Here is a 17,851-nt window from a genome sequence, read left to right as displayed (position 1 = left end):
CCAGTACGGCCCAGCCGACCGGGACCGCAGCCGCGAAGAGCCACCACTGGATCGCGTACGCCATGTGCGGACCGATGCTGCTGTGGTCCGGCTCGGGGATGCGCTCGGGCTGCCGGGCGCTCGGCTCCGGGTCGGTCGCCGTCAGCTGGAGATAGCCGCTGCGCACGGGCCCGCCCAGAGCATTGGCCTGCTGTTGGCTGTTGATCAGCATCACCTGTCGCGGCGGCAGGCCGGGCTTGTCCTTGATGCCGCTGGCCTCGCTCGTCTCGCTGACCATGACCCGGCCGGTGACGGTGACCTCGCCGCGCGGCGGTGCCGGGACGTCCGGGAACTCGGTCAGATCGCCGTCAGCCTCGATCCAGCCGCGGTTGACCAGCACGGCATTGCCGTCGCTCTGGATCAGCGGTGTGACGACGAAGTAGCCGATGGACTTCTGATCGGCGCCCGTACGCTGCCGCACCACGACCTCGTGCTCCCGGTCGTAACGGCCGCTCGCCTTCGCCGTACGGAACTGGTCGTCCTCCGCGGGCCCGCCCTCGACTCCGCTGAGCCGCTCGAACGGCACGGGCGGAGCGCTGAGGCTGGAGCTGATCAACTCGTTGTGCGCGACGCGCGATTCGTGCCGGTGCAGCTGCCAGAAGCCCAGCTTGATCATCCCGGGGATGAGAGCGAGGCCGATGAGGGTGAGGATCACCCACTGCCGGGACAACAGGAAGCGGTACACGGCTATTGACGGTACCCCTCAGCCTCCGGGCCGCCGAGCGGGGGCCACGTCGTTCAGGAGCTGACCGAAGGCGGCCTCGTCCACGACGGGCGTGCCGTGAGCCTGGGCCTTGACGACCTTGGACGTCAGGGATCCCGGATCGTTCGTGACCAGGAGGCTCGTCCGGCTCGAGACGTTCGAGGCGATGTGCAGCCCCGCGTCCACGGCCCGGTCCTCCAGCAGCTCGCGGGCGGTGGAGGTGTCTCCCGAGATGGCGACCCGCATGCCCTGGACGAGCCTCCCGCCCGGCTCGTACCGCCCCGGGTTCGGGTACGGAGAGGCGGGCAGCCGCCGCGAGGGGCGCCAGCCGTACCCGTAGGAGCGTGAGCCCGAAGCACCGTAGCCGCGGCGGCCGCCGCCGTGGCCGCCCCGCGCGCCGCTCTCCGGCGACTCCGAAAGCGGCAGGCAGGCCAGCAGCGGCAGCTGCACCTCCTGCTGGACGGCCAGGTGGAGGCTCGGGCGGAACGCCTCGGCCAGAACGCGGGCGTCGTCCAGGGCGTGGTGCGCGCGCTGCTGCGAGACGCCGTAGTGGGCGGCCAGCGACTCCAGCTTGTGGTTGGGCAGCGGGAGCGAGAGCTGCTTGGAGAGGGCGATCGTGCACAGCCGCTGGCGCACGGGAGGCGTGCGCTGCGCGCGGGCGTACTCCCGAGCGATCATCGACCAGTCGAAGACGGCGTTGTGCGCGACGAGGACGCGGCCGTCCAGGCGGGCCGCCAGATCGTCGGCGATCTCCGTGAACAGCGGTGCGTCCGCGAGGATTTCGGCGGTGAGCCCGTGGATCCAGGTGGGGCCGGGGTCGCGCTGCGGGTTGACCTGGGAGTACCAGTGGTCCTCGACGTCGCCCCTGGCGTCCAGGCGGTAGACGGCGGCGGAGACGATGCGGTCGTCGCGCGCCAGGCCGGTGGTCTCCACGTCCACCACGGCATAGCCCTGCGGATACCCCTCGGGCCAGGCGGGCGGGGCCCCGGGGTCGGCGGCGGGGGACTGAGAGGGGATGCGGGGAGCCGCTTCCGTCTTGTCCGCCGGCTCGTCGGGACGTGCCGTCTGGTCTTCGAGCATGGTCACAGAGAATACGGGCCGGCACTGACAGTCCTGTCAGCGGCAGGGCGTGTGAGCGAATGCCGAAGGGGCGTCAACGTCCGTGCGGACGGGGCGGGTTCGAGCCGAACCAAGACAGAGGGGCACTGCCGGGAGGAGCGCCCCGGCGCGCGTGCCGCCCTCTTCGAACGCCGCTGCTCGGCGGTCGTACGGGCATGTGCGGGGGACACTTCGCTGCCCGGTGCTGACGGGGAGTCATTTTATACTTGTCGGTAACAACCCCTAGCCGAAGACCGCGTCCGCGCTTACCTTGCTGACATGCCGTCTCAGTTGCCTGACGTCGTCCTGTGGTCGATACCTGCCTTCATTCTGCTCACCGTGGTGGAAATCGTGAGCTACCGTCTCCATCCGGACGAGGACTCCGCCGGATACGAGACGAAAGACGCCGCCACGAGCATCGGCATGGGGCTGGGAAGCCTGGTGTTCGACGCCCTCTGGAAGATCCCGATCGTGGCCATCTACGCGGGCGTCTACGAACTGACCCCCCTGCGGGTCCCCGTCGTGTGGTGGACGCTGCTCCTGATGCTGCTCGGGCAGGACTTCTTCTACTACTGGTCCCACCGTGGCCATCACGTCATCCGCGTCCTGTGGGCGTGCCACGTGGTGCACCACTCCAGCCGCAACTTCAACCTCAGCACGGCGCTGCGCCAGCCCTGGACCACCTGGACCGTCTGGCCCTTCTACGTGCCGCTGATCGCACTCGGCGTGCACCCGGCAGCGCTCGCCTTCTGCTCCTCGGTGAACCTCGTCTACCAGTTCTGGATCCACACCGAGCGGATCGGAAAACTGCCGCGCCCCGTGGAGTTCCTCTTCAACACGCCGTCGCACCACCGCGTCCACCACGCCTCCCAAGGCGGGTACCTGGACCGCAACTTCGGCGGGATCCTGATCGTCTGGGACAGGCTCTTCGGGTCGTTCACGCCGGAGACCGAACCCTGCGTCTTCGGCCTCACGAAGAACATCGCGACTTACAACCCGCTGCGCGTCGCGACGCACGAATACGCCGCGATCGGACGCGATCTGCGGTCGGCACGCAACTGGCACGAGCGTGCTGGAAGGGTCTTCCGCGGGCCTGGCTGGCGGCCCGAGGAGGACAGCGCGGAAGGGGCCGGGCCGCCTGCGCAGCCCGGCCCCTCACCGGCGGATGAACCGGCTCAGCGGGTCGTTTCCTGACCCGTGTCGCCGACGGGTGACGGTGTCACCCTCCGCTCACCTCACTTCTTGACGGCCGCGAGGGCATCGACGATCCCGTGGCCGTAGAAGCTGTTGTTGCCCTTCAGGCCCGTGCAGTCGGCCTTGTACGTGCCCTTGCCGTCGGGGTCGAACTCGTCGGGGCAGGTCACGCTCTTCGCCTGGGCCTTCAGGCGCCAGGCGATCTCGTTGGCGCTGAAGTCGGGGTGCGTGCTCTTGATGAGCGCCGCGACTCCCGCGACCTGCGGTCCGGCCATCGAAGTGCCCTGCAGGTAGGCGTAGTCGCCCTCCGGCATGGTGGACAGGACGCCGCCGTCCTTGGCCGGCTCCTCGGGCGTCTGGTAGCGACGGTCACCGCCGGGTGCGGAGACGTCGACCTGGTTCAGACCGTAGTTGGAGAAGTAGGACTTGCCGTTCTCCGCGCCGGTGGAGGACACCGAGGTCACGCCGGGCAGCATGCTCGGGAGGTCCGGGCACTCGGCCGGGTTGACCTTGCGCTCGACCGGAGTGCTGTCGTCAGGGCTGGTGTCGTCCACGATCTCGGTGGCGGCCAGGTCGTGCGAGGAGTTGCCCGCCGAGGAGACGTGCGTGATGCCCTTGCCCGTCGCGTACTTCGTCGCCCTGCTCACTGCGTCGACAAGAGCCTTCTGGTCCTTGTCGTCCTTGCAGTTGTACAGCCAGGGGTCGGTGTAATAGCTGTTGTTGGTGACCTCGACGCCGTGGTCGGCGGCGAACACCATCGCGCAGACGACGGCCTCGGTGAAGAAGAGCGACGTCTCGGGCTCGGAGACCTTCAGCGCGGCGATCTTCACACCCGGGGCGGCGCCGGCGACGCCGACTCCGTTGCGCGGGGCGGCGATGATGCCCGCGACGTGGGTGCCGTGGTAGTCGTTCGCCGGGTCGTAGGGACGCCAGGCACCCGGTGAGGTGTCGGCCTTGCCCCCCACGCAGTTCGCGGACTGACCGGCCGAGAAGTTGGGCTTGAGGTCCGGGTGCGTGTCGTCGACCCCGGTGTCGATGACACCGACGGTGACCTTCTTGCTGCCCTCACTGACCTTGCTGGCCTTGTCGGCCCTGATCGTCCGCTTGTCCCACTGCAGGGACTCCAGCGGCTCCTTGCCCGCCGCCTCGGCCTTCGCCCTGGCCTGGGCGCCGGTGGCCGACTTGGGGACCTTCACGAACTTCGGCTTGCCCACGTCAGTGGTGCCGGCGGCCTTGAGCGGGGCGGTACGGGTCGCGCCCGCCGTGTCCACTCCGTCGACCGCGCGCATCGTGTCGCCGAACTTCGCGTTCGCGGAGTGGGCGACGATCACGCCTATCTGCTTGTACGCCGTGACGACCTTGCCGTCCGCCTTGGCTATCTCCTTCTTGACACGCTTGATCGTGCCGGCGTCCGCCTTGGTGTTGACGACGTAGCTCAGCGTCTCGCCGTCCTTCTTGGACGAGGCCGGCGCGTCCTGACCATTGGCCACGGCGGCACCCGCCAGGCCGAGAGATGCAGTCAGAACCAGTCCCAGCGGCATCGCAAACTTGCGCCACCGTCTGGAAGGTTGTGAATCCACGGGGTCTCCATGTTGTCCGAAGTTGAGCACAGAGCTGGGAACTTAGCGTTGATCGGGGCAGCTCAGCAATGGATTCTTGAGGATGGACCTGGTTTGTCTGTGATCCCTCTTTCGTGATTCAACGACCGACCCCTGTTGCTGGACGGTCGTGAAGATCTACGATGCGCCGCACTGCAAGCGTGTAAGTACATCCCGACCTGCATATTTTCCTCACCGCACCACCACATCGACTGGGAGTTCCCGTGGACTCAGCACCAGAGAACGAGAGGTCCGCCCCGCCAGACGGCACGGACTACACGCAGGTGCAGCAGGGCGCCGAGTTCGGCGAGTTGCGCAGCGTCTACCGATCGTTCGCGTTTCCCCTGACCGTCGGCTTCATCGCCTGGTACCTGCTGTACGTGCTGCTGTCCAACTACGCGGGCGGGTTCATGGCGACGAAGGTCGTCGGAACCATCAACGTCGCCTTCGTTCTGGGCCTCGCACAGTTCCTGACCACCTTCCTGATCGCCTGGTGGTACTCCCGTTTCGCGGCGGCCAAGTTCGACCCCAAGGCCGAAGCCATCAAGACACGTCTGGAGGGTGAAGCATGAGCCTCACGCACTCCCTTGCTTCGGCGCCGAACCTGCAGCTCGCGGCCGCGAGCCAGCACCGCACTCTGATCGTCACACTCTTCACGGTCTTTGTCCTGCTGACGCTCGGCGTCACGGTGTGGGCCGGCCGCAAGACCAAGGACGCCACCGACTTCTACGCCGGCGGACGCGAGTTCACCGGATTCCAGAACGGTCTCGCCATCTCCGGCGACTACATGTCGGCCGCGTCGTTCCTCGGCATCGCCGGTGCGATCGCCCTTTCCGGATACGACGGCTTCCTGTACTCCATCGGCTTCCTGGTGGCCTGGCTGGTCGCCCTGGTGCTGGTGGCCGAGCCGCTGCGGAACTCCGGCCGCTACACGATGGGCGATGTGCTGGCCTTCCGGATGCGGCAGCGCCCCGTCCGTACGGCTGCGGGCATCTCCACGATCATCGTCTCGATCTTCTACCTGCTGGCCCAGATGGTCGGCGCGGGCGCGCTCGTCGCCCTGCTGCTGGGCATCAGCGGCGAGGCGGGGAAGAACCTCATCGTGGTCCTGGTCGGCGTCGTCATGATCCTCTACGTGACGATCGGCGGCATGAAGGGCACCACGTGGGTGCAGATGATCAAGGCCTGCCTGCTCATCGGCGGGACGCTCGTCGTCACGGTGCTGGTCTTCCACAAGTTCAACTACAACCTCTCCAGCCTGCTCGGCGCCGCCGCCGAGAACAGCGGCAAGGGAGCCTCCTTCCTGGAGCCGGGCCTCAAGTACGGCGTGGACACCACCTCGAAGATCAACTTCATCTCGCTGGGTCTGGCGCTCGTGCTCGGGACCGCCGGCCTCCCGCACATCCTGATCCGCTTCTACACCGTCCCGACGGCCATGGCGGCCCGTAAGTCGGTGAACTGGGCCATCGGCATCATCGGTGTCTTCTACCTGATGACGATCGCCCTGGGCTTCGGCGCGGCAGCGCTGCTCTCGCAGAAGACGATCACCGGCTCCGACCCGGCGGGCAACACCGCCGCACCGCTGCTGGCACAGGAGATCGGCGGCGGCGCGGACTCGACCGGAGGGGCGATACTGCTCGCCATGATCTCGGCGGTGGCCTTCGCCACGATTCTGGCCGTGGTCGCGGGTCTCACCCTCGCCTCCTCGTCGTCGTTCGCGCACGACCTGTACGCCAACGTCATCCGCAAGGGGAAGGCGACCGACAAGGAGGAGGTCAGCGCGGCGCGCATCTCCTCGGTGATCATCGGTGCCGTCGCGATCGGACTCGGGATCTTCGCCGGGGGGCTCAACGTCGCCGGACTGGTGGCGCTCGCCTTCGCGGTCGCCGCGTCCGCCAACCTGCCGACGATCCTCTACAGCCTCTTCTGGAAGCGGTTCACCACCCAGGGCGCGCTGTGGTCGATCTACGGCGGACTCATCTCCTCGGTGGTCCTGGTGCTGTTCTCGCCCGTCGTGACCAGCAAGCCGACCTCGATGTTCCCGGATGCCGACATCGCCTGGTTCCCGCTGGAGAACCCGGGGTTGATCTCCATCCCGCTGGGCTTCCTGCTCGGCTGGATCGGTTCCGTCGTCTCCAAGGAGGAGACCGCCGTCAAGAAGTACGCGGAGCTCGAGGTGCGTTCGATGACCGGATTCGGCGCACACTGAGCACGCACTGACGGCGCGGCCCGACCGCGTCGCGGCGACGTCGCCGCACGAGTGAGTGGACGCCACCGGCATTCAACGATCTGTTGATTGTCGGTGGCGTCCCGTACGCTGCGAAGCATTGGCACAACGTGGGAGGGCCGCCAGCATGCTGCTCGACACATACGGCCGAGTCGCGACTGACTTGCGCGTTTCGCTGACCGACCGCTGCAACTTGCGCTGCACGTACTGCATGCCTGAGGAAGGCCTTCAGTGGCTTGCCAAGCCGGAGTTGCTCACGGACGACGAGATCGTCCGGTTGGTCCGCATCGCCGTGAGCGAACTCGGCGTGGAGGAAGTGCGGTTCACCGGAGGCGAACCGTTGCTTCGCCCGGGGCTCGTCGGCATCGTCGAGCGCTGCGCGTCCTTGCCGCAGCGCCCCCAGCTCTCCCTGACGACTAACGGCATCGGCCTGGAGCGTACGGCCGTGGCCCTGCGCGACGCCGGTCTCGACCGGGTCAACGTCTCCCTCGACACCCTCCGCCCTGACGTCTTCCAGCAGTTGACCCGCCGCAAGCGGCACGCAGACGTGATGCGCGGGCTGGCAGCGGCGCAGGAGGCCGGGCTGACCCCCGTCAAGGTCAACTCCGTTCTGATGCCCGGGCTCAACGACGAGGAGGCGCCCGACCTCCTGGCCTGGGCCGTCGCCCACGAGTACGAGCTGCGCTTCATCGAGCAGATGCCGCTCGACGCCCAACACGGCTGGCAGCGCGACGGGATGATCACCGCGGGGGACATCCTGGAGTCCCTGCGCACCCGCTTCACCCTCACCCCCGAGGGGGAGGACGAGCGCGGTTCTGCACCCGCCGAGCGCTGGATCGTGGACGGAGGCCCGCACCGGGTCGGCGTCATCGCCTCCGTCACCCGCCCCTTCTGCAGGGCCTGTGACCGTACGCGCCTCACGGCGGACGGTCAGGTCCGCACATGCCTCTTCGCCACGGAGGAGTCCGACCTGCGCGCTGCTCTGCGACAGGGCGAGGACGACGCCGAAGTCGCGGCGCGGTGGAGGACTGCGATGTGGGGGAAGAAGGCCGGCGCGGGCATCGACGACCCGTCGTTCGTGCAGCCCGACCGCCCGATGTCAGCCATCGGCGGATGAGCCCCGGCCGCCCTCCTCCCATTCGCCGAGGCGGACGACGTCCTTGAGGAAACCGCGCAAGTCCAGGAAGGACGACAGGTGTTCGCGGTGCTCCTCACACGCCAGCCATGTCTTGCGGCGCTCTGGAGTGTGCAGCTTGGGGTTGTTCCAGGCCAGCACCCAGACCGCGGGCGCACGGCAGCCCTTGGCGGAGCAGATGGGGCTCTCGGGCTCTTCTTCGGGGGACGCAGACAAGGGAAACACGCCCCCATCCAACACCCGCACCCGGACAACAAGCGACGCCGGGCAGCCACGGGGGGAGCCGCCCGGCGTCGGTCTGTCGCTCCGACGGGGGATGCGGAGCGCCTAAGAAGTATGGCATGGGGACCCCGGCGAGGTGCAGCGGAACAACATGATTGATCTGAGCTTTTCTTGAGGAACGGGAGCCGTCGGCTCCGGGTCGCCTCCGGGTCAGCTCAGCTGTGATCGGCCAGCGGCCCGTCGGGCTTGTCCCGAGGAGCTTCCGCTACGGCTTCGGAGGGGCCCAGCGCGGGACGCACCGGCGCCGGCACGAAGGAGGACGGAAGCGAAGGCGGCCTCTCCCGGCCCGCGTTGGCGATCACGACGGCCACGTACGGCAAGAGCGCGCCCACGACGAGAGTCACAATGGCCAGCGGCCGCTGAACGTTCCACAGAACCACCGTCAGCAGAACCGAAAGCGTCCGGATGAGCATCGAGATCACGTAACGCCGCTGACGGCCGCGCACATCGTCGGCAAGCCCCTGCCGGGCTCCGGTGATCCGGAAGACCTCGGCTTCGCGCTGCTTCCGCATATCTCCACCACCTTCGCCCGTGCCGGTCTGCGGCCCGCTGCAGGGCTGGCGGACCTTCTTCACCGTACGCCCCGGCTCGGCCCACTTCGAGACCGGGATGCCCACTCGGGCGGACCGGCGTCGCTGCGGCACGGCCCGTACGGAGTACTCAGCAATGCGGCGTAGCCCGCCCGGCGCGAAGCTGGCGACGCATGCGCACGCTCACGGGCCCGGCGATGCCGGTGCCGGGCGTCAGCGATCTACGGAGGCGCGATGAACTGGTTGTGGGCGATCGTCGTGGGGCTGGTGCTGGGTGTCATCGCCCGGGCGATCATTCCGGGCAGGCAGCGCATCCCCCTGTGGCTGACGGTGATCTTCGGCCTTCTCGGCAGCGTCCTCGGCAACGCGGTGGCCACCTGGGCGGGCGTGGGGGACACCGACGGCATCGACTGGATCCGGCACGTCCTGCAGCTGGCGGGCGCGGTCATCGTGGTTGCACTGGGATCGCCGCTGTGGGCCACCATCAGGGGGCGGAGAAGGCGGGAGCGCGTCTGATCACAGCGCTGGACCGGTCCTGGACCACGCGCGCTGACGCGGCGGTGGGGCGAGCCCGAGGGCCCGTCCCACCGCCGCATCAGGTTGCTCAGAGACCGTGGATCTGCGCGATCTTCCGTCCCGCCTTGAGGTAGACCGTGCCGCTCACGCCCGCTTCGGCCAGCTTCTCGGGAACGACCTCTGCGAGCGGCCGCAGCGCGTCCGACTCCGGCAGCACGATGGCGCGCTGCTCGCCGCCGTCGCCCGTCTCGACGACGAGCCGCAGACCGTTCTGCTTGGCGATGCGCCTGGCCGCCGACGCGCTCGGAGTGAACTCCAGTACCTGCGTGAGGATCGCCGCGATGCCCTCGGCGCCGTGCTCGGCGGCGTCCACGGACGGCAGCGCCTCCACGTCCCCGAAGGACTTCTTCGAGAACTGCGCGGTGAACCCCGCCCGTGCCGCCTTCGCCGCCTCGGCCCCGTGCAGCGCCGTGACCACCTCTCCCGCCAGGACCTTCTTCAGGTCCATCGGGTGCAGGGTCCCGGCCTCGATGCGGGCGCCCGCCTGGTCGATCTCGGCGTCCGTCCACTCGGTCCAGGCGCGCAGGTACGGCACCATGAGCCGGTCCGGGATCGACATGATCTTGCCGTAGACGTCGTCGGGCCCGGCGGTCATGCCGATGTAGTTGCCCTTGGACTTCGACATCTTGGCGCCGGAACCGTCGGTGCCCTCGATCAGCGGCATCGTGGCGACCATCTGCGGCCGCTGGCCGTGCAGCTCCATCAGCCGCCGGCCCATCTGCATGTTCAACAGCTGGTCGAGGCCGCCGAGTTCGATGTCGCAGTCCAGCTCGACGGAGTCCAGGGCCATCGCCACCGGGTAGATGAGCTCGGACATGGTCAGCCCCGAGCCCTCCGCGAGGCGGTTGCGGAAGTCCTCGCGCTGGAGCAGTGACGACGCGGGGATCTGGGCGAGGAGTGTGATCAGCTGCGGGAAGGTGAAGTCGCCGAGCCAGTCGCTGTTGTTGCGGAAGCTCACGTTCTCGAAGTCGAAGAAGGGCCTGACCTGATCCTGGTAACCGGAGAGGTTCTTCGCGATCTCCTCGTCCGTCAGCGCCGGGCGCTCCGCCGTACGCCCCGAGGGGTCGCCGATCTTGGCGGTGAAGTCGCCGATGATCAGCGTGACATCGTGGCCCATCCGCTGGAAGCGGCTGAGGATGATGACGGGAACGGCGTGGCCGAGGTGCACGTCGGCGGCGGTCGGGTCGATGCCCAGCTTCACGTGAAGGCCCTTGCCCTGGGCCCGCTTCGCCTCGATCTCCTCGGCGAGCTTCTCCACCGTCGGCAGCACGTCCACCGCACGCGCACCGATCAGCGCGGCCTGCTCCTTGGCGGGCAGATCGCTCAGATCCAGATAGCGCCGCGACCCCGTTTCCGCGAGCAGCTGCCCGACGGTCTCGTCGGAGGAGAGGTCCTGCGCCAGCAGTCGGCTGGCGCGCTGTACGGAGTCGCCGAGGCGTGTCACGTTCTGTCCTGGGGATCGGAGCGGACTGGGTCGCCGCAAAGTCTATTCGTGCGCGGGTGGGGGCAGTCCGCCGCCCGTCCCGGCCGCCCGAGCTTTCTGTAGGAATCCGACAGGAGCCCGCGCGGCCCCCTGTCGCTGCTCGATTCCCTGAAACGGTGCGCGCACGTATAGCTTCGTACGGACAGACACCGTCCGCCTACTCGTCACGCGCAAGCCGTGCGCGAGAAGAGCGGAGACCACAGAAAGGGTGGTCCTACCTTGAGCCGCTCGGTACTCGTCACCGGAGGCAACCGCGGCATCGGCCTCGCCATCGCCCTGGCCTTCGTCGACGCAGGGGACCAGGTCGCCGTCACCTACCGCACGGGCGAGCCGCCCGAGGCGCTCGTCAAGAGCGGTGCTCTGGCGGTCAGGTGCGACATCACCGACCCCGAGCAGGTGGAGAGGGCCTACAAGGAGATCGAGGAGAAGCACGGCCCGGTCGAGGTGCTCGTCGCCAACGCCGGTGTGAACCGCGACCAGTTGCTGCTGCGGATGTCCGAGGAGGACTTCAGCACGGTGCTGGAGACGAACCTCACCGGCACCTTCCGGGTCGTCAAGCGCGCCTCCAAACGGATGCTGCGCGCGCGCAAGGGCCGGATCGTGCTCATCTCCTCCGTCGTCGGACTGCTCGGCTCGGCGGGACAGACCAACTACGCGGCGTCCAAGGCCGGTCTGATCGGCTTCGCCCGCTCGCTCGCCCGTGAGCTGGGCTCCCGTAACATCACCTGCAACGTGATCGCGCCCGGCTTCGTCGACACCGACATGACGAAGGCGCTCAGCGACGAGCAGCGCGAGAAGATCGTCGAGCAGGTGCCGCTGGGCCGCTACGCGCAGGCCGAGGAGGTCGCGGCCTCCGTCCGCTTCCTCGCCTCCGACGAGGCCGCGTACATCACTGGAGCCGTCATTCCTGTCGACGGCGGATTGGGCATGGGGCACTGAAGATGAGCGGAATCCTCGCAGGCAAGCGCATCCTCGTCACCGGGGTCCTCACCGACGGGTCCATTGCCTTCCACGCGGCGAAGGTCGCGCAGGAGGAGGGCGCGGAGGTCGTACTCACCGGGTACGGCCGCCTCAGCCTCGTGCAGCGGATCGCCAAGCGGCTCCCGAAGGAAGCTCCCGTCATCGAGCTGGACGTGACGAACCAGGAGCACCTGGACTCGCTCGCCGGCAAGATCACTGAACACGTCGACGGGCTCGACGGCATCGTCCACTCCATCGCCTTCGGCCCGCAGGGCGCCTTCAACTTCCTCGAGGCGAGCTGGGAGGACGTCGCCACGGCCGTCCACGTCTCGGCGTACTCCCTCAAGTCCCTCACGACGGCCTGCCTTCCGTTGATGCCGCGGGGCGGTTCGGTCGTGGGCCTCACCTTCGACGCGCAGATCGCCTGGCCGAAGTACGACTGGATGGGCGTCGCCAAGGCGGCACTCGAGTCGACCAACCGCTACCTCGCGCGGGATCTGGGCGCGCGGAACGTGCGGTGCAACCTCGTCTCCGCCGGCCCCATCAAGTCCATGGCCGCCAAGTCCATCCCGGGCTTCGAGGAGCTCGCCGACGTCTGGAACCACCGCGCCCCGATGAGCTGGGACCTGAGCGACCCGGACCCGGCCGGCCGCGGAATCGTGGGCCTGCTCTCGGACTTCTTCCCCAAGACGACCGGAGAGATCGTCCACGTCGACGGCGGCGTGCACATGATGGGCGCCTGAACGACGGCCCTGCGCACAGTGGTTGTGGCCCCGGACGGTGAAGTCCGGGGCCACTGCCGTCAGATGGGACGGCTCAGCTCTTCGCCGGGGCTCCTGCCCCGCAACTCCACTCCTGCGTATGCGAAGCGGCCTCCCGCTCGGCGGCTTCCGGGTCGCCCGCGTGGATCGCCGCGACCAGACGCGCGTGATCCATGTGCTCCTCGGGATTCAGCTCGTCGCCCACGTTGAGACGCAGGAAGTCGCGCATGACCTCGCCGAGGTCCGCGTACACGGCGGTCAGCACGTCGTTGTGGGAGGCGGACACGACGCCCAGATGAAGTCCGGCGTCGGCTTCCACGAACCGCTCCGCGTCACCCGACGCCCATGCCGCCTCGCGCCGCTCCAGCAGCACGTCCAGCTGCCCGAGGTCCTGCTCGGTCCGCCGCAGCGCCGCCAGCCGGGCACCCGTGGTCTCCAACGCGGCGCGCATCTCGGCGACATGGTGCGGGTCGGAGTCCGCGAAGCGGCGGTGCATCACCCCGGCCAGCTCGCTCGTCGCGACGACGTACGTGCCGGAGCCCTGCCGGATGTCCAGCAGGCCGTTGTGAGCGAGCGCGCGCACCGCTTCCCGGACGGTGTTGCGGGCGACCCCCAGCTGCTCCACGAGCTCCGCCTCAGTGGGGATGCGGGCGCCCACCGGCCACTCTCCCGAGGTGATCTGGGCGCGCAGCGCGGAGATCACCTGGTCGGAAAGGGCGGAGCGTTGCGGCGAGGACAGGGTCATCTCTCTCCTGTGGCGTGCGCCGTCTCTCACGGCGGCTTCTCTTGAGCGGAGGGGACGCGTTAACGTCAATTCATCCCATGATTCTATGATGGACTCCATGCAGATGACGGAAGACGGCCTGAAGCGCACCGACTGTTCCGCGAACGCGACCGCGGCCCCCGCCGCGGTCGCGCCGCGATGGGTGGTGCGCCTCCTCGTCGTCGGCCTGCTCCTCGCGGCTCTCAACCTCCGTCCCGCGATCTCCGCCCTCGGCCCGCTGCTGAAGGAGGTACGGGCCGACCTCGGCATGAACGGCGTCGTGGCCGGCCTGCTGACCTCCGTACCGGCGCTGTGCTTCGCGCTGTTCGGGAGCCTGGCGCCGCGGCTCGCACGCCGCGGCGGATCCGCACCGGTGGTGCTGACGGGCATGATCGCGATCACGGCGGGGCTCGCCCTGCGGCCCTTCGCCGGCGGCACCGTCACCTTTCTCGCTGCCAGCGCCCTCGCGCTGGCCGGCATCGCGGTGAGCAACGTGCTGATGCCGGTGGTCGTCAAGCGCTGGTTCCCGGACCGCGTCGGGACGATGACGGGCCTGTACTCGATGGGACTCGCACTCGGTACGGCCTGCGCGGCAGCCGCCACGGTCCCCATGGCCGGAGCGCTGGGCGGCAGTTGGCGGGCCGGACTCGGTGCCTGGGCGCTGCTCGGGGTGCTCGCGATCGTGCCCTGGGCCCTCGTGCTGAAGGACCCCGCCAGCCGCCGTCCCGGACCTCAGGCCACCAGCGAACCCACACCACGACCCGCGCACGGCACGGGATCCCCGGGAGACACCTCGGCTGCCGGCGCCGCAGAACGCATACGCATCCGCAGCTCGCCCACCGCCTGGGCGCTCGGCGGCTTCTTCGGGCTCCAGGCCTCCGCCGCCTACATCATCCTGGGGTGGCTGCCGCAGATCTTCCGTGACGCCGGCGTCTCCGCGTCCTCGGCCGGCCTGATGCTCGCCGTGACCATGGGGATGGGCGTACCGCTCGCCTTCGTGGTGCCGAAGCTCGCCGCCCGGATGCGGCACCAGGGCCCGCTCGTCATGACCCTCGCGCTGTGCGGCTTCACGGGCTACGCCGGGCTCTGGTTCGCGCCGGCCGCCGGGGCGTGGCTGTGGGCGACGCTGCTGGGCATCGCCAACTGCGCGTTCCCGGTCGCCCTCACCATGATCAGCCTCAAGTCGCGCTCCTCGGCCGGCGTCGTCCAGCTCTCAGCATTCGCGCAGAGCACGGGCTACTTGCTCTCCGTCCCGGGTCCGCTGCTCGTGGGCGCCCTGCACGACGTCAGCGGCGGCTGGCGCGTACCGCTGATGCTCATGGCCGGGCTGCTGCTCGCGCAGACGGTGATGGGCGTGCTGGCCGGGCGGGACCGCGTGATCGAGGACGGACGCTGAGTGCGACACTGGCCGGTATGCCAGTGCTCGAACCCCATCCGCAGAACGGGCAGAAGAAACTGCTCCTGATCCTCGGCGCGATCCTCGGAATCATGGTCGCCATCGCCGTGATCGCGACCGTCGCCGCCCCCTGAGGGACGTCGCCGGACCGTCCCGATGGTGGTGCTGACCCCACCACCCCTAGGGGGGCTGGGTCAGGGGGAAGTGGGTGGGTCACCGGATGGGATGCCCGCCCCCGCTTCCGTAGCGTCGAAGCACACTGCACGACGACCACGGAGACAGGGGAGCGCGCCATGACGGCCCGTGTTCGTACCCACGCCTCTCCAGGCGTGACCGCTGCCCGGCAACACATCCCGCCCGTCACCGGGCAGACGCGGCTGCCCTGGTGGGCAGCGGCCCTGCCGGTGCTCGCCTTCGCCCTGCTGCTGGCGCTGCTCCTCGGCGGCGGAGAGGCGGCCGCGGCGGAGCAGCAGGCCGGGGGAGAGGCGCTCGCCGCGCTCCTGGAGCGTGTGGAGCAGGCATTGCTGGGCTGACGAACGGGAGACGTCAGCCCTCTGTGCACTGTCAACACCCTCCGCCCAGCACCGCGTTTCATGCGAAGCTGGGAGACATGAGCGTCGATGTGCCCCGCAGTATCGTCCTTGTCCGGCACGCCAAAGCCGACTGGCCAGAGGTGGCAGACCACGAGCGTCCCCTGGCGGATCGCGGGCGCAAGGACGCCCCGGCCGTCGGTGAGTGGCTCGCCACCCACGGCATCGCCCCCGGACTGACCCTCTGCTCGACAGCCGTCCGTACACGTGAGACCTGGAAACTGGCCGTCCACCACCTTCCGCACCGCCCCAAGACCGTCTACGAGGAGCGGCTGTACGACGCTTCGCCCGGCGAGATCATCGCGGTGATCAACGATGTTCCGGAGGATGTCCACGACCTGCTGGTCGTCGCGCACAACCCCGGAATACAGGGAGTGGCCGAGGCCCTCACCGGCGGCGCCGAGGGCGACAGCCTGGAGCGCATGTCGCGCCACGGCTTCCCCACCTCGGCGGTCGCCGTGCTCCGCTTCGACGGCTCCTGGAAGTCCGTCGAGCCGGGCATCGCCACGCTGGCCGGCTACTGGGCCCCGCACGAACCGCCTGAGTAGAGACAGCAGCTGTACGTGATCCGGTGACCCGCGCCGCCGCAGGCGCGGGTCACCGCCGTTCAGGAGGCGGTTGCTTCACCGGCCGGCGTGCGCTCAGTCGCCGCTCAACAGGCGCTCGCCGTCCGCGTACTGGCCGGCGCCCGCGCCGGTGCCGTCGGCGGCCTCGACCTCTTCGCGCGTGATTCCCAGCAGATACAGGACGGTGTCCAGGAAGGGCACGTTGACGGCGGTGTGCGCGGCCTCGCGGACGACCGGCTTGGCGTTGAAGGCCACCCCCAGGCCCGCGGCGTTCAGCATGCCGAGGTCGTTGGCGCCGTCCCCGATGGCGACGGTCTGCACCAGCGGAACGCCCGCCTCGTCCGCGAAGCGGCGCAGCAGGCGGGTCTTGCCCTCACGGTCCACGATGTCACCGGTGACCCGGCCGGTCAGCTTGCCGTCGGCGACCCCGAGGGTGTTGGCGGCGGCGAAGTCGAGGCCCAGCTCGTCCTTGAGCGCGTCGGTGATCTGGGTGAAGCCGCCCGATACGACGCCGACTTGGTAGCCGAGACGCTTGAGCGTGCGTACGAGGGTGCGGGCGCCGGGGGTGAGCCGTACGTCCTTGCGCACCTTGTCCACGACCGAGGCGTCCAGGCCCTCCAGCAGCGCTACGCGCGCGTGCAGTGACTGCTCGAAGTCCAGCTCCCCGCGCATGGCGCGGGCGGTGACCTCGGCGACCTCGTCCTCGCATCCGGCGTGAGCCGCGAAGAGTTCGATCACCTCGTCCTGGATGAGCGTGGAGTCGACGTCCATAACGACCAGCCGCTGCGCCCGGCGCTGGAGCCCCGAGGCGACCACGGCGACGTCGACGCGGTGCTTGGCGGCCTCCAGCGCGAGCGAGGTGCGCAGCGTGGAGGTCTCGGTGCCGGAGACGTCGAACTCCACCGCCGTCACCGGGTACTTGGCGAGCCGGAAGATGCGGTCGATGTTCCCGCCGGTGGAGGTGATGCTCGCGGCGATGGCAGAGGTCGACTCGGCTGTGAGCGGCTGCCCCAGCACCGTGACGTGCGAACGGCCGGTGCCGCGCGGCTGGTTGTCGCCGGTGCCCGAGATGATCTCGGCCTCCAGGCCCATCGACTCCGCCCAGCCGTGCACGGTCGCCCGTAGCTCGCCCTCGGACGCGGAGCTCTGGCCGCCGGCCGCTCCGGCGCCCGTACCGGGAGCGGTGACCAGGGCGCACAGCGTTATGCGGCCACGCGTGACGAGCTGCTCGATGTCGACGACTTCCACCGCGAAAGCGGCAAGGGTCTCGAACAGCCCGGCGGTGATGCCCGGCCGGTCCTTGCCGAAGATCTTGACCAGGAGGGTGGGGGTGTCGGCATACGAAGGCGGAATGGCCGGCGATGTGGTCATGATGTTCTTACGGTATCGCTGTGGAGCGCGAGTCACCTGCTGAGGGTGCTTCTCTGCCGATCTCTGCCCGATTCCGGTGCACCGGGCTCATTCGCACCCCGGAGCAGTCGCATTCACTTCGTGGCGGTGATGTTCCGGACCGGTCACAGACGAAGTGGGGTTGTGACATGGGCCGACTTCCTGTCAGGGGCCCAGGCCTGAAATAGTTCCTCACGATGTTCGCCATCCCTAGGCTCCCCGCGAGGGAGTCACTCGGGGGACAACTTTGTGGGGCATGGAGTGCCGGAACTCGTACTGGAATTGAACGGACAAACCTGGACGCTTGAACCGTCCCGGTCATACAGCTTGGGACGTGATCCGCAGGGCGACCTGGTGATCGACGATGCCAGAGTCTCCTGGCGCCACGCGACGATCCGCTGGGGGGGCCGCAGCTGGGTCATAGAGGACCATGGAAGTACCAACGGCTCGTACGTGCGCGGGCAGCGCATCCAGCAGATGGAACTCGGCCCGGGCATGAGTGTCCACTTGGGCAACGCGACCGACGGTCCGCGGCTGAGCCTCTCGGGGGCGGGCGCCGCT

General features: G+C 68.9%; 20 protein-coding genes. 12 read left to right on the top strand and 8 right to left on the bottom strand.

Going from position 1 to position 17,851, the window contains the following annotated elements:
- A partial coding sequence (locus tag H5J26_RS17485) for an SURF1 family protein (RefSeq protein ID WP_181766806.1) occupies window positions 1-724 on the bottom strand: 724 nt, incomplete at its 3' end.
- An 18-nt stretch (window positions 725-742) separates the two neighbouring features.
- Window positions 743-1,822 (bottom strand): DEDDh family exonuclease, encoded by a 1,080-nt coding sequence (locus tag H5J26_RS17480; RefSeq protein ID WP_181766805.1) that lies wholly within the window; start codon window positions 1,820-1,822, stop codon window positions 743-745.
- 297 nt (window positions 1,823-2,119) lie between these two features.
- On the opposite strand from H5J26_RS17480, the gene H5J26_RS17475 reads away from it, so the two are divergent.
- Window positions 2,120-3,034: a sterol desaturase family protein gene (locus tag H5J26_RS17475; RefSeq protein WP_181766804.1), complete on the top strand. Its 915-nt coding sequence runs from the start codon at window positions 2,120-2,122 to the stop codon at window positions 3,032-3,034.
- Between the two features lie 41 nt (window positions 3,035-3,075).
- On the opposite strand, the gene H5J26_RS17470 is transcribed toward H5J26_RS17475, so the two are convergent.
- The gene (locus H5J26_RS17470; protein ID WP_181766809.1) at window positions 3,076-4,575 is read right to left on the bottom strand and encodes a S8 family peptidase; all 1,500 of its coding nucleotides are present in this window, start codon (window positions 4,573-4,575) and stop codon (window positions 3,076-3,078) included.
- 281 nt (window positions 4,576-4,856) lie between these two features.
- Here H5J26_RS17470 and H5J26_RS17465 point away from each other — a divergent pair, with 281 nt between their 5' ends.
- The 3 genes from H5J26_RS17465 to moaA all read left to right on the top strand — a co-directional run bounded on the left by H5J26_RS17465 (window position 4,857) and on the right by moaA (window position 7,976).
- Entirely contained in the window at window positions 4,857-5,204 is a 348-nt protein-coding gene (locus H5J26_RS17465; protein ID WP_181766803.1) for a DUF485 domain-containing protein, read from the top strand.
- A complete protein-coding gene (locus H5J26_RS17460) occupies window positions 5,201-6,841 on the top strand; it encodes a cation acetate symporter (protein WP_181766802.1) in 1,641 nt (546 codons plus the stop codon). The genes H5J26_RS17465 and H5J26_RS17460 overlap by 4 nt, the downstream gene beginning before the upstream one ends.
- Before the next feature lie 145 nt (window positions 6,842-6,986).
- A complete protein-coding gene (gene moaA / locus H5J26_RS17455; protein ID WP_181766801.1) occupies window positions 6,987-7,976 on the top strand; it encodes a GTP 3',8-cyclase MoaA in 990 nt (329 codons plus the stop codon).
- Here the strand turns inward: moaA and H5J26_RS17450 are convergent.
- Window positions 7,959-8,219, bottom strand: coding sequence for a hypothetical protein (locus H5J26_RS17450; RefSeq protein WP_309237951.1), 261 nt, complete (start codon window positions 8,217-8,219; stop codon window positions 7,959-7,961). The genes moaA and H5J26_RS17450 overlap by 18 nt on opposite strands.
- A 212-nt stretch (window positions 8,220-8,431) precedes the next feature.
- Window positions 8,432-8,788: a DUF3099 domain-containing protein gene (locus H5J26_RS17445; protein ID WP_181766800.1), complete on the bottom strand. Its 357-nt coding sequence runs from the start codon at window positions 8,786-8,788 to the stop codon at window positions 8,432-8,434.
- A 252-nt stretch (window positions 8,789-9,040) separates the two neighbouring features.
- On the opposite strand from H5J26_RS17445, the gene H5J26_RS17440 reads away from it, so the two are divergent.
- Window positions 9,041-9,322, top strand: coding sequence for a GlsB/YeaQ/YmgE family stress response membrane protein (locus tag H5J26_RS17440; RefSeq protein WP_181766799.1), 282 nt, complete (start codon window positions 9,041-9,043; stop codon window positions 9,320-9,322).
- Window positions 9,323-9,410: 88 nt separating this feature from the next.
- Here H5J26_RS17440 and tyrS read toward each other — a convergent pair whose 3' ends face one another.
- Complete coding sequence (gene tyrS / locus H5J26_RS17435; RefSeq protein WP_181766798.1) at window positions 9,411-10,826, bottom strand: tyrosine--tRNA ligase; 1,416 nt, start codon at window positions 10,824-10,826, stop codon at window positions 9,411-9,413.
- A 258-nt stretch (window positions 10,827-11,084) separates the two neighbouring features.
- Here tyrS and fabG point away from each other — a divergent pair, with 258 nt between their 5' ends.
- Together fabG and fabI are read left to right on the top strand one after the other, a co-directional pair.
- Complete coding sequence (gene fabG / locus H5J26_RS17430) at window positions 11,085-11,804, top strand: 3-oxoacyl-[acyl-carrier-protein] reductase (RefSeq protein WP_181766797.1); 720 nt, start codon at window positions 11,085-11,087, stop codon at window positions 11,802-11,804.
- Between the two features lie 2 nt (window positions 11,805-11,806).
- The gene (gene fabI, locus H5J26_RS17425) at window positions 11,807-12,568 is read left to right on the top strand and encodes an enoyl-ACP reductase FabI (protein ID WP_181766796.1); all 762 of its coding nucleotides are present in this window, start codon (window positions 11,807-11,809) and stop codon (window positions 12,566-12,568) included.
- Between the two features lie 73 nt (window positions 12,569-12,641).
- Here fabI and H5J26_RS17420 read toward each other — a convergent pair whose 3' ends face one another.
- Entirely contained in the window at window positions 12,642-13,331 is a 690-nt protein-coding gene (locus tag H5J26_RS17420) for a FadR/GntR family transcriptional regulator (RefSeq protein WP_181766795.1), read from the bottom strand.
- 97 nt (window positions 13,332-13,428) lie between these two features.
- Between H5J26_RS17420 and H5J26_RS17415 the strand changes: the two genes are divergently transcribed.
- The 4 genes from H5J26_RS17415 (at window position 13,429) to H5J26_RS17405 (ending at window position 15,883) form a co-directional block, all read left to right on the top strand.
- Window positions 13,429-14,745, top strand: coding sequence for a CynX/NimT family MFS transporter (locus H5J26_RS17415; protein ID WP_235980783.1), 1,317 nt, complete (start codon window positions 13,429-13,431; stop codon window positions 14,743-14,745).
- 17 nt (window positions 14,746-14,762) lie between these two features.
- Complete coding sequence (locus tag H5J26_RS32000; protein WP_268933098.1) at window positions 14,763-14,879, top strand: SGM_5486 family transporter-associated protein; 117 nt, start codon at window positions 14,763-14,765, stop codon at window positions 14,877-14,879.
- Window positions 14,880-15,038: 159 nt separating this feature from the next.
- Entirely contained in the window at window positions 15,039-15,278 is a 240-nt protein-coding gene (locus H5J26_RS17410; protein WP_210771451.1) for a hypothetical protein, read from the top strand.
- 77 nt (window positions 15,279-15,355) lie between these two features.
- Window positions 15,356-15,883: a SixA phosphatase family protein gene (locus H5J26_RS17405; protein WP_181766793.1), complete on the top strand. Its 528-nt coding sequence runs from the start codon at window positions 15,356-15,358 to the stop codon at window positions 15,881-15,883.
- Between the two features lie 93 nt (window positions 15,884-15,976).
- On the opposite strand, the gene serB is transcribed toward H5J26_RS17405, so the two are convergent.
- On the bottom strand, window positions 15,977-17,272 hold the full coding sequence (gene serB, locus H5J26_RS17400; RefSeq protein WP_181766792.1) for a phosphoserine phosphatase SerB: 1,296 nt from the start codon (window positions 17,270-17,272) through the stop codon (window positions 15,977-15,979).
- A 267-nt stretch (window positions 17,273-17,539) separates the two neighbouring features.
- On the opposite strand from serB, the gene H5J26_RS17395 reads away from it, so the two are divergent.
- On the top strand, window positions 17,540-17,851 hold a 312-nt coding region (locus H5J26_RS17395; RefSeq protein WP_181766791.1), incomplete at its 3' end, for an FHA domain-containing protein.

This window comes from Streptomyces albidus (ex Kaewkla and Franco 2022) (assembly GCF_013870515.1).
Classification (GTDB): Bacteria; Actinomycetota; Actinomycetes; order Streptomycetales; family Streptomycetaceae; genus Streptomyces; species Streptomyces albidus.
The sequence above is the reverse complement of the archived record's forward strand: the minus strand, read 5'-3'. Positions and strand labels throughout refer to the sequence as shown.

What these genes read in the sequence shown, in the direction of transcription:
- H5J26_RS17460 (WP_181766802.1), top strand. Translation starts at nt 5,201, where the DNA reads ATGAGCCTCACGCACTCCCTTGCTTCGGCGCCGAACCTGCAGCTCGCG.
- H5J26_RS17480 (WP_181766805.1), bottom strand. Translation starts at nt 1,822, where the DNA reads ATGCTCGAAGACCAGACGGCACGTCCCGACGAGCCGGCGGACAAGACG.
- H5J26_RS17410 (WP_210771451.1), top strand. Translation starts at nt 15,039, where the DNA reads ATGACGGCCCGTGTTCGTACCCACGCCTCTCCAGGCGTGACCGCTGCC.
- serB (WP_181766792.1), bottom strand. Translation starts at nt 17,272, where the DNA reads ATGACCACATCGCCGGCCATTCCGCCTTCGTATGCCGACACCCCCACC.
- H5J26_RS17445 (WP_181766800.1), bottom strand. Translation starts at nt 8,788, where the DNA reads ATGCGGAAGCAGCGCGAAGCCGAGGTCTTCCGGATCACCGGAGCCCGG.
- H5J26_RS17475 (WP_181766804.1), top strand. Translation starts at nt 2,120, where the DNA reads ATGCCGTCTCAGTTGCCTGACGTCGTCCTGTGGTCGATACCTGCCTTC.
- moaA (WP_181766801.1), top strand. Translation starts at nt 6,987, where the DNA reads ATGCTGCTCGACACATACGGCCGAGTCGCGACTGACTTGCGCGTTTCG.
- fabI (WP_181766796.1), top strand. Translation starts at nt 11,807, where the DNA reads ATGAGCGGAATCCTCGCAGGCAAGCGCATCCTCGTCACCGGGGTCCTC.
- H5J26_RS32000 (WP_268933098.1), top strand. Translation starts at nt 14,763, where the DNA reads ATGCCAGTGCTCGAACCCCATCCGCAGAACGGGCAGAAGAAACTGCTC.
- H5J26_RS17420 (WP_181766795.1), bottom strand. Translation starts at nt 13,331, where the DNA reads ATGACCCTGTCCTCGCCGCAACGCTCCGCCCTTTCCGACCAGGTGATC.
- H5J26_RS17440 (WP_181766799.1), top strand. Translation starts at nt 9,041, where the DNA reads ATGAACTGGTTGTGGGCGATCGTCGTGGGGCTGGTGCTGGGTGTCATC.
- H5J26_RS17470 (WP_181766809.1), bottom strand. Translation starts at nt 4,575, where the DNA reads ATGCCGCTGGGACTGGTTCTGACTGCATCTCTCGGCCTGGCGGGTGCC.
- H5J26_RS17415 (WP_235980783.1), top strand. Translation starts at nt 13,429, where the DNA reads ATGCAGATGACGGAAGACGGCCTGAAGCGCACCGACTGTTCCGCGAAC.
- H5J26_RS17405 (WP_181766793.1), top strand. Translation starts at nt 15,356, where the DNA reads ATGAGCGTCGATGTGCCCCGCAGTATCGTCCTTGTCCGGCACGCCAAA.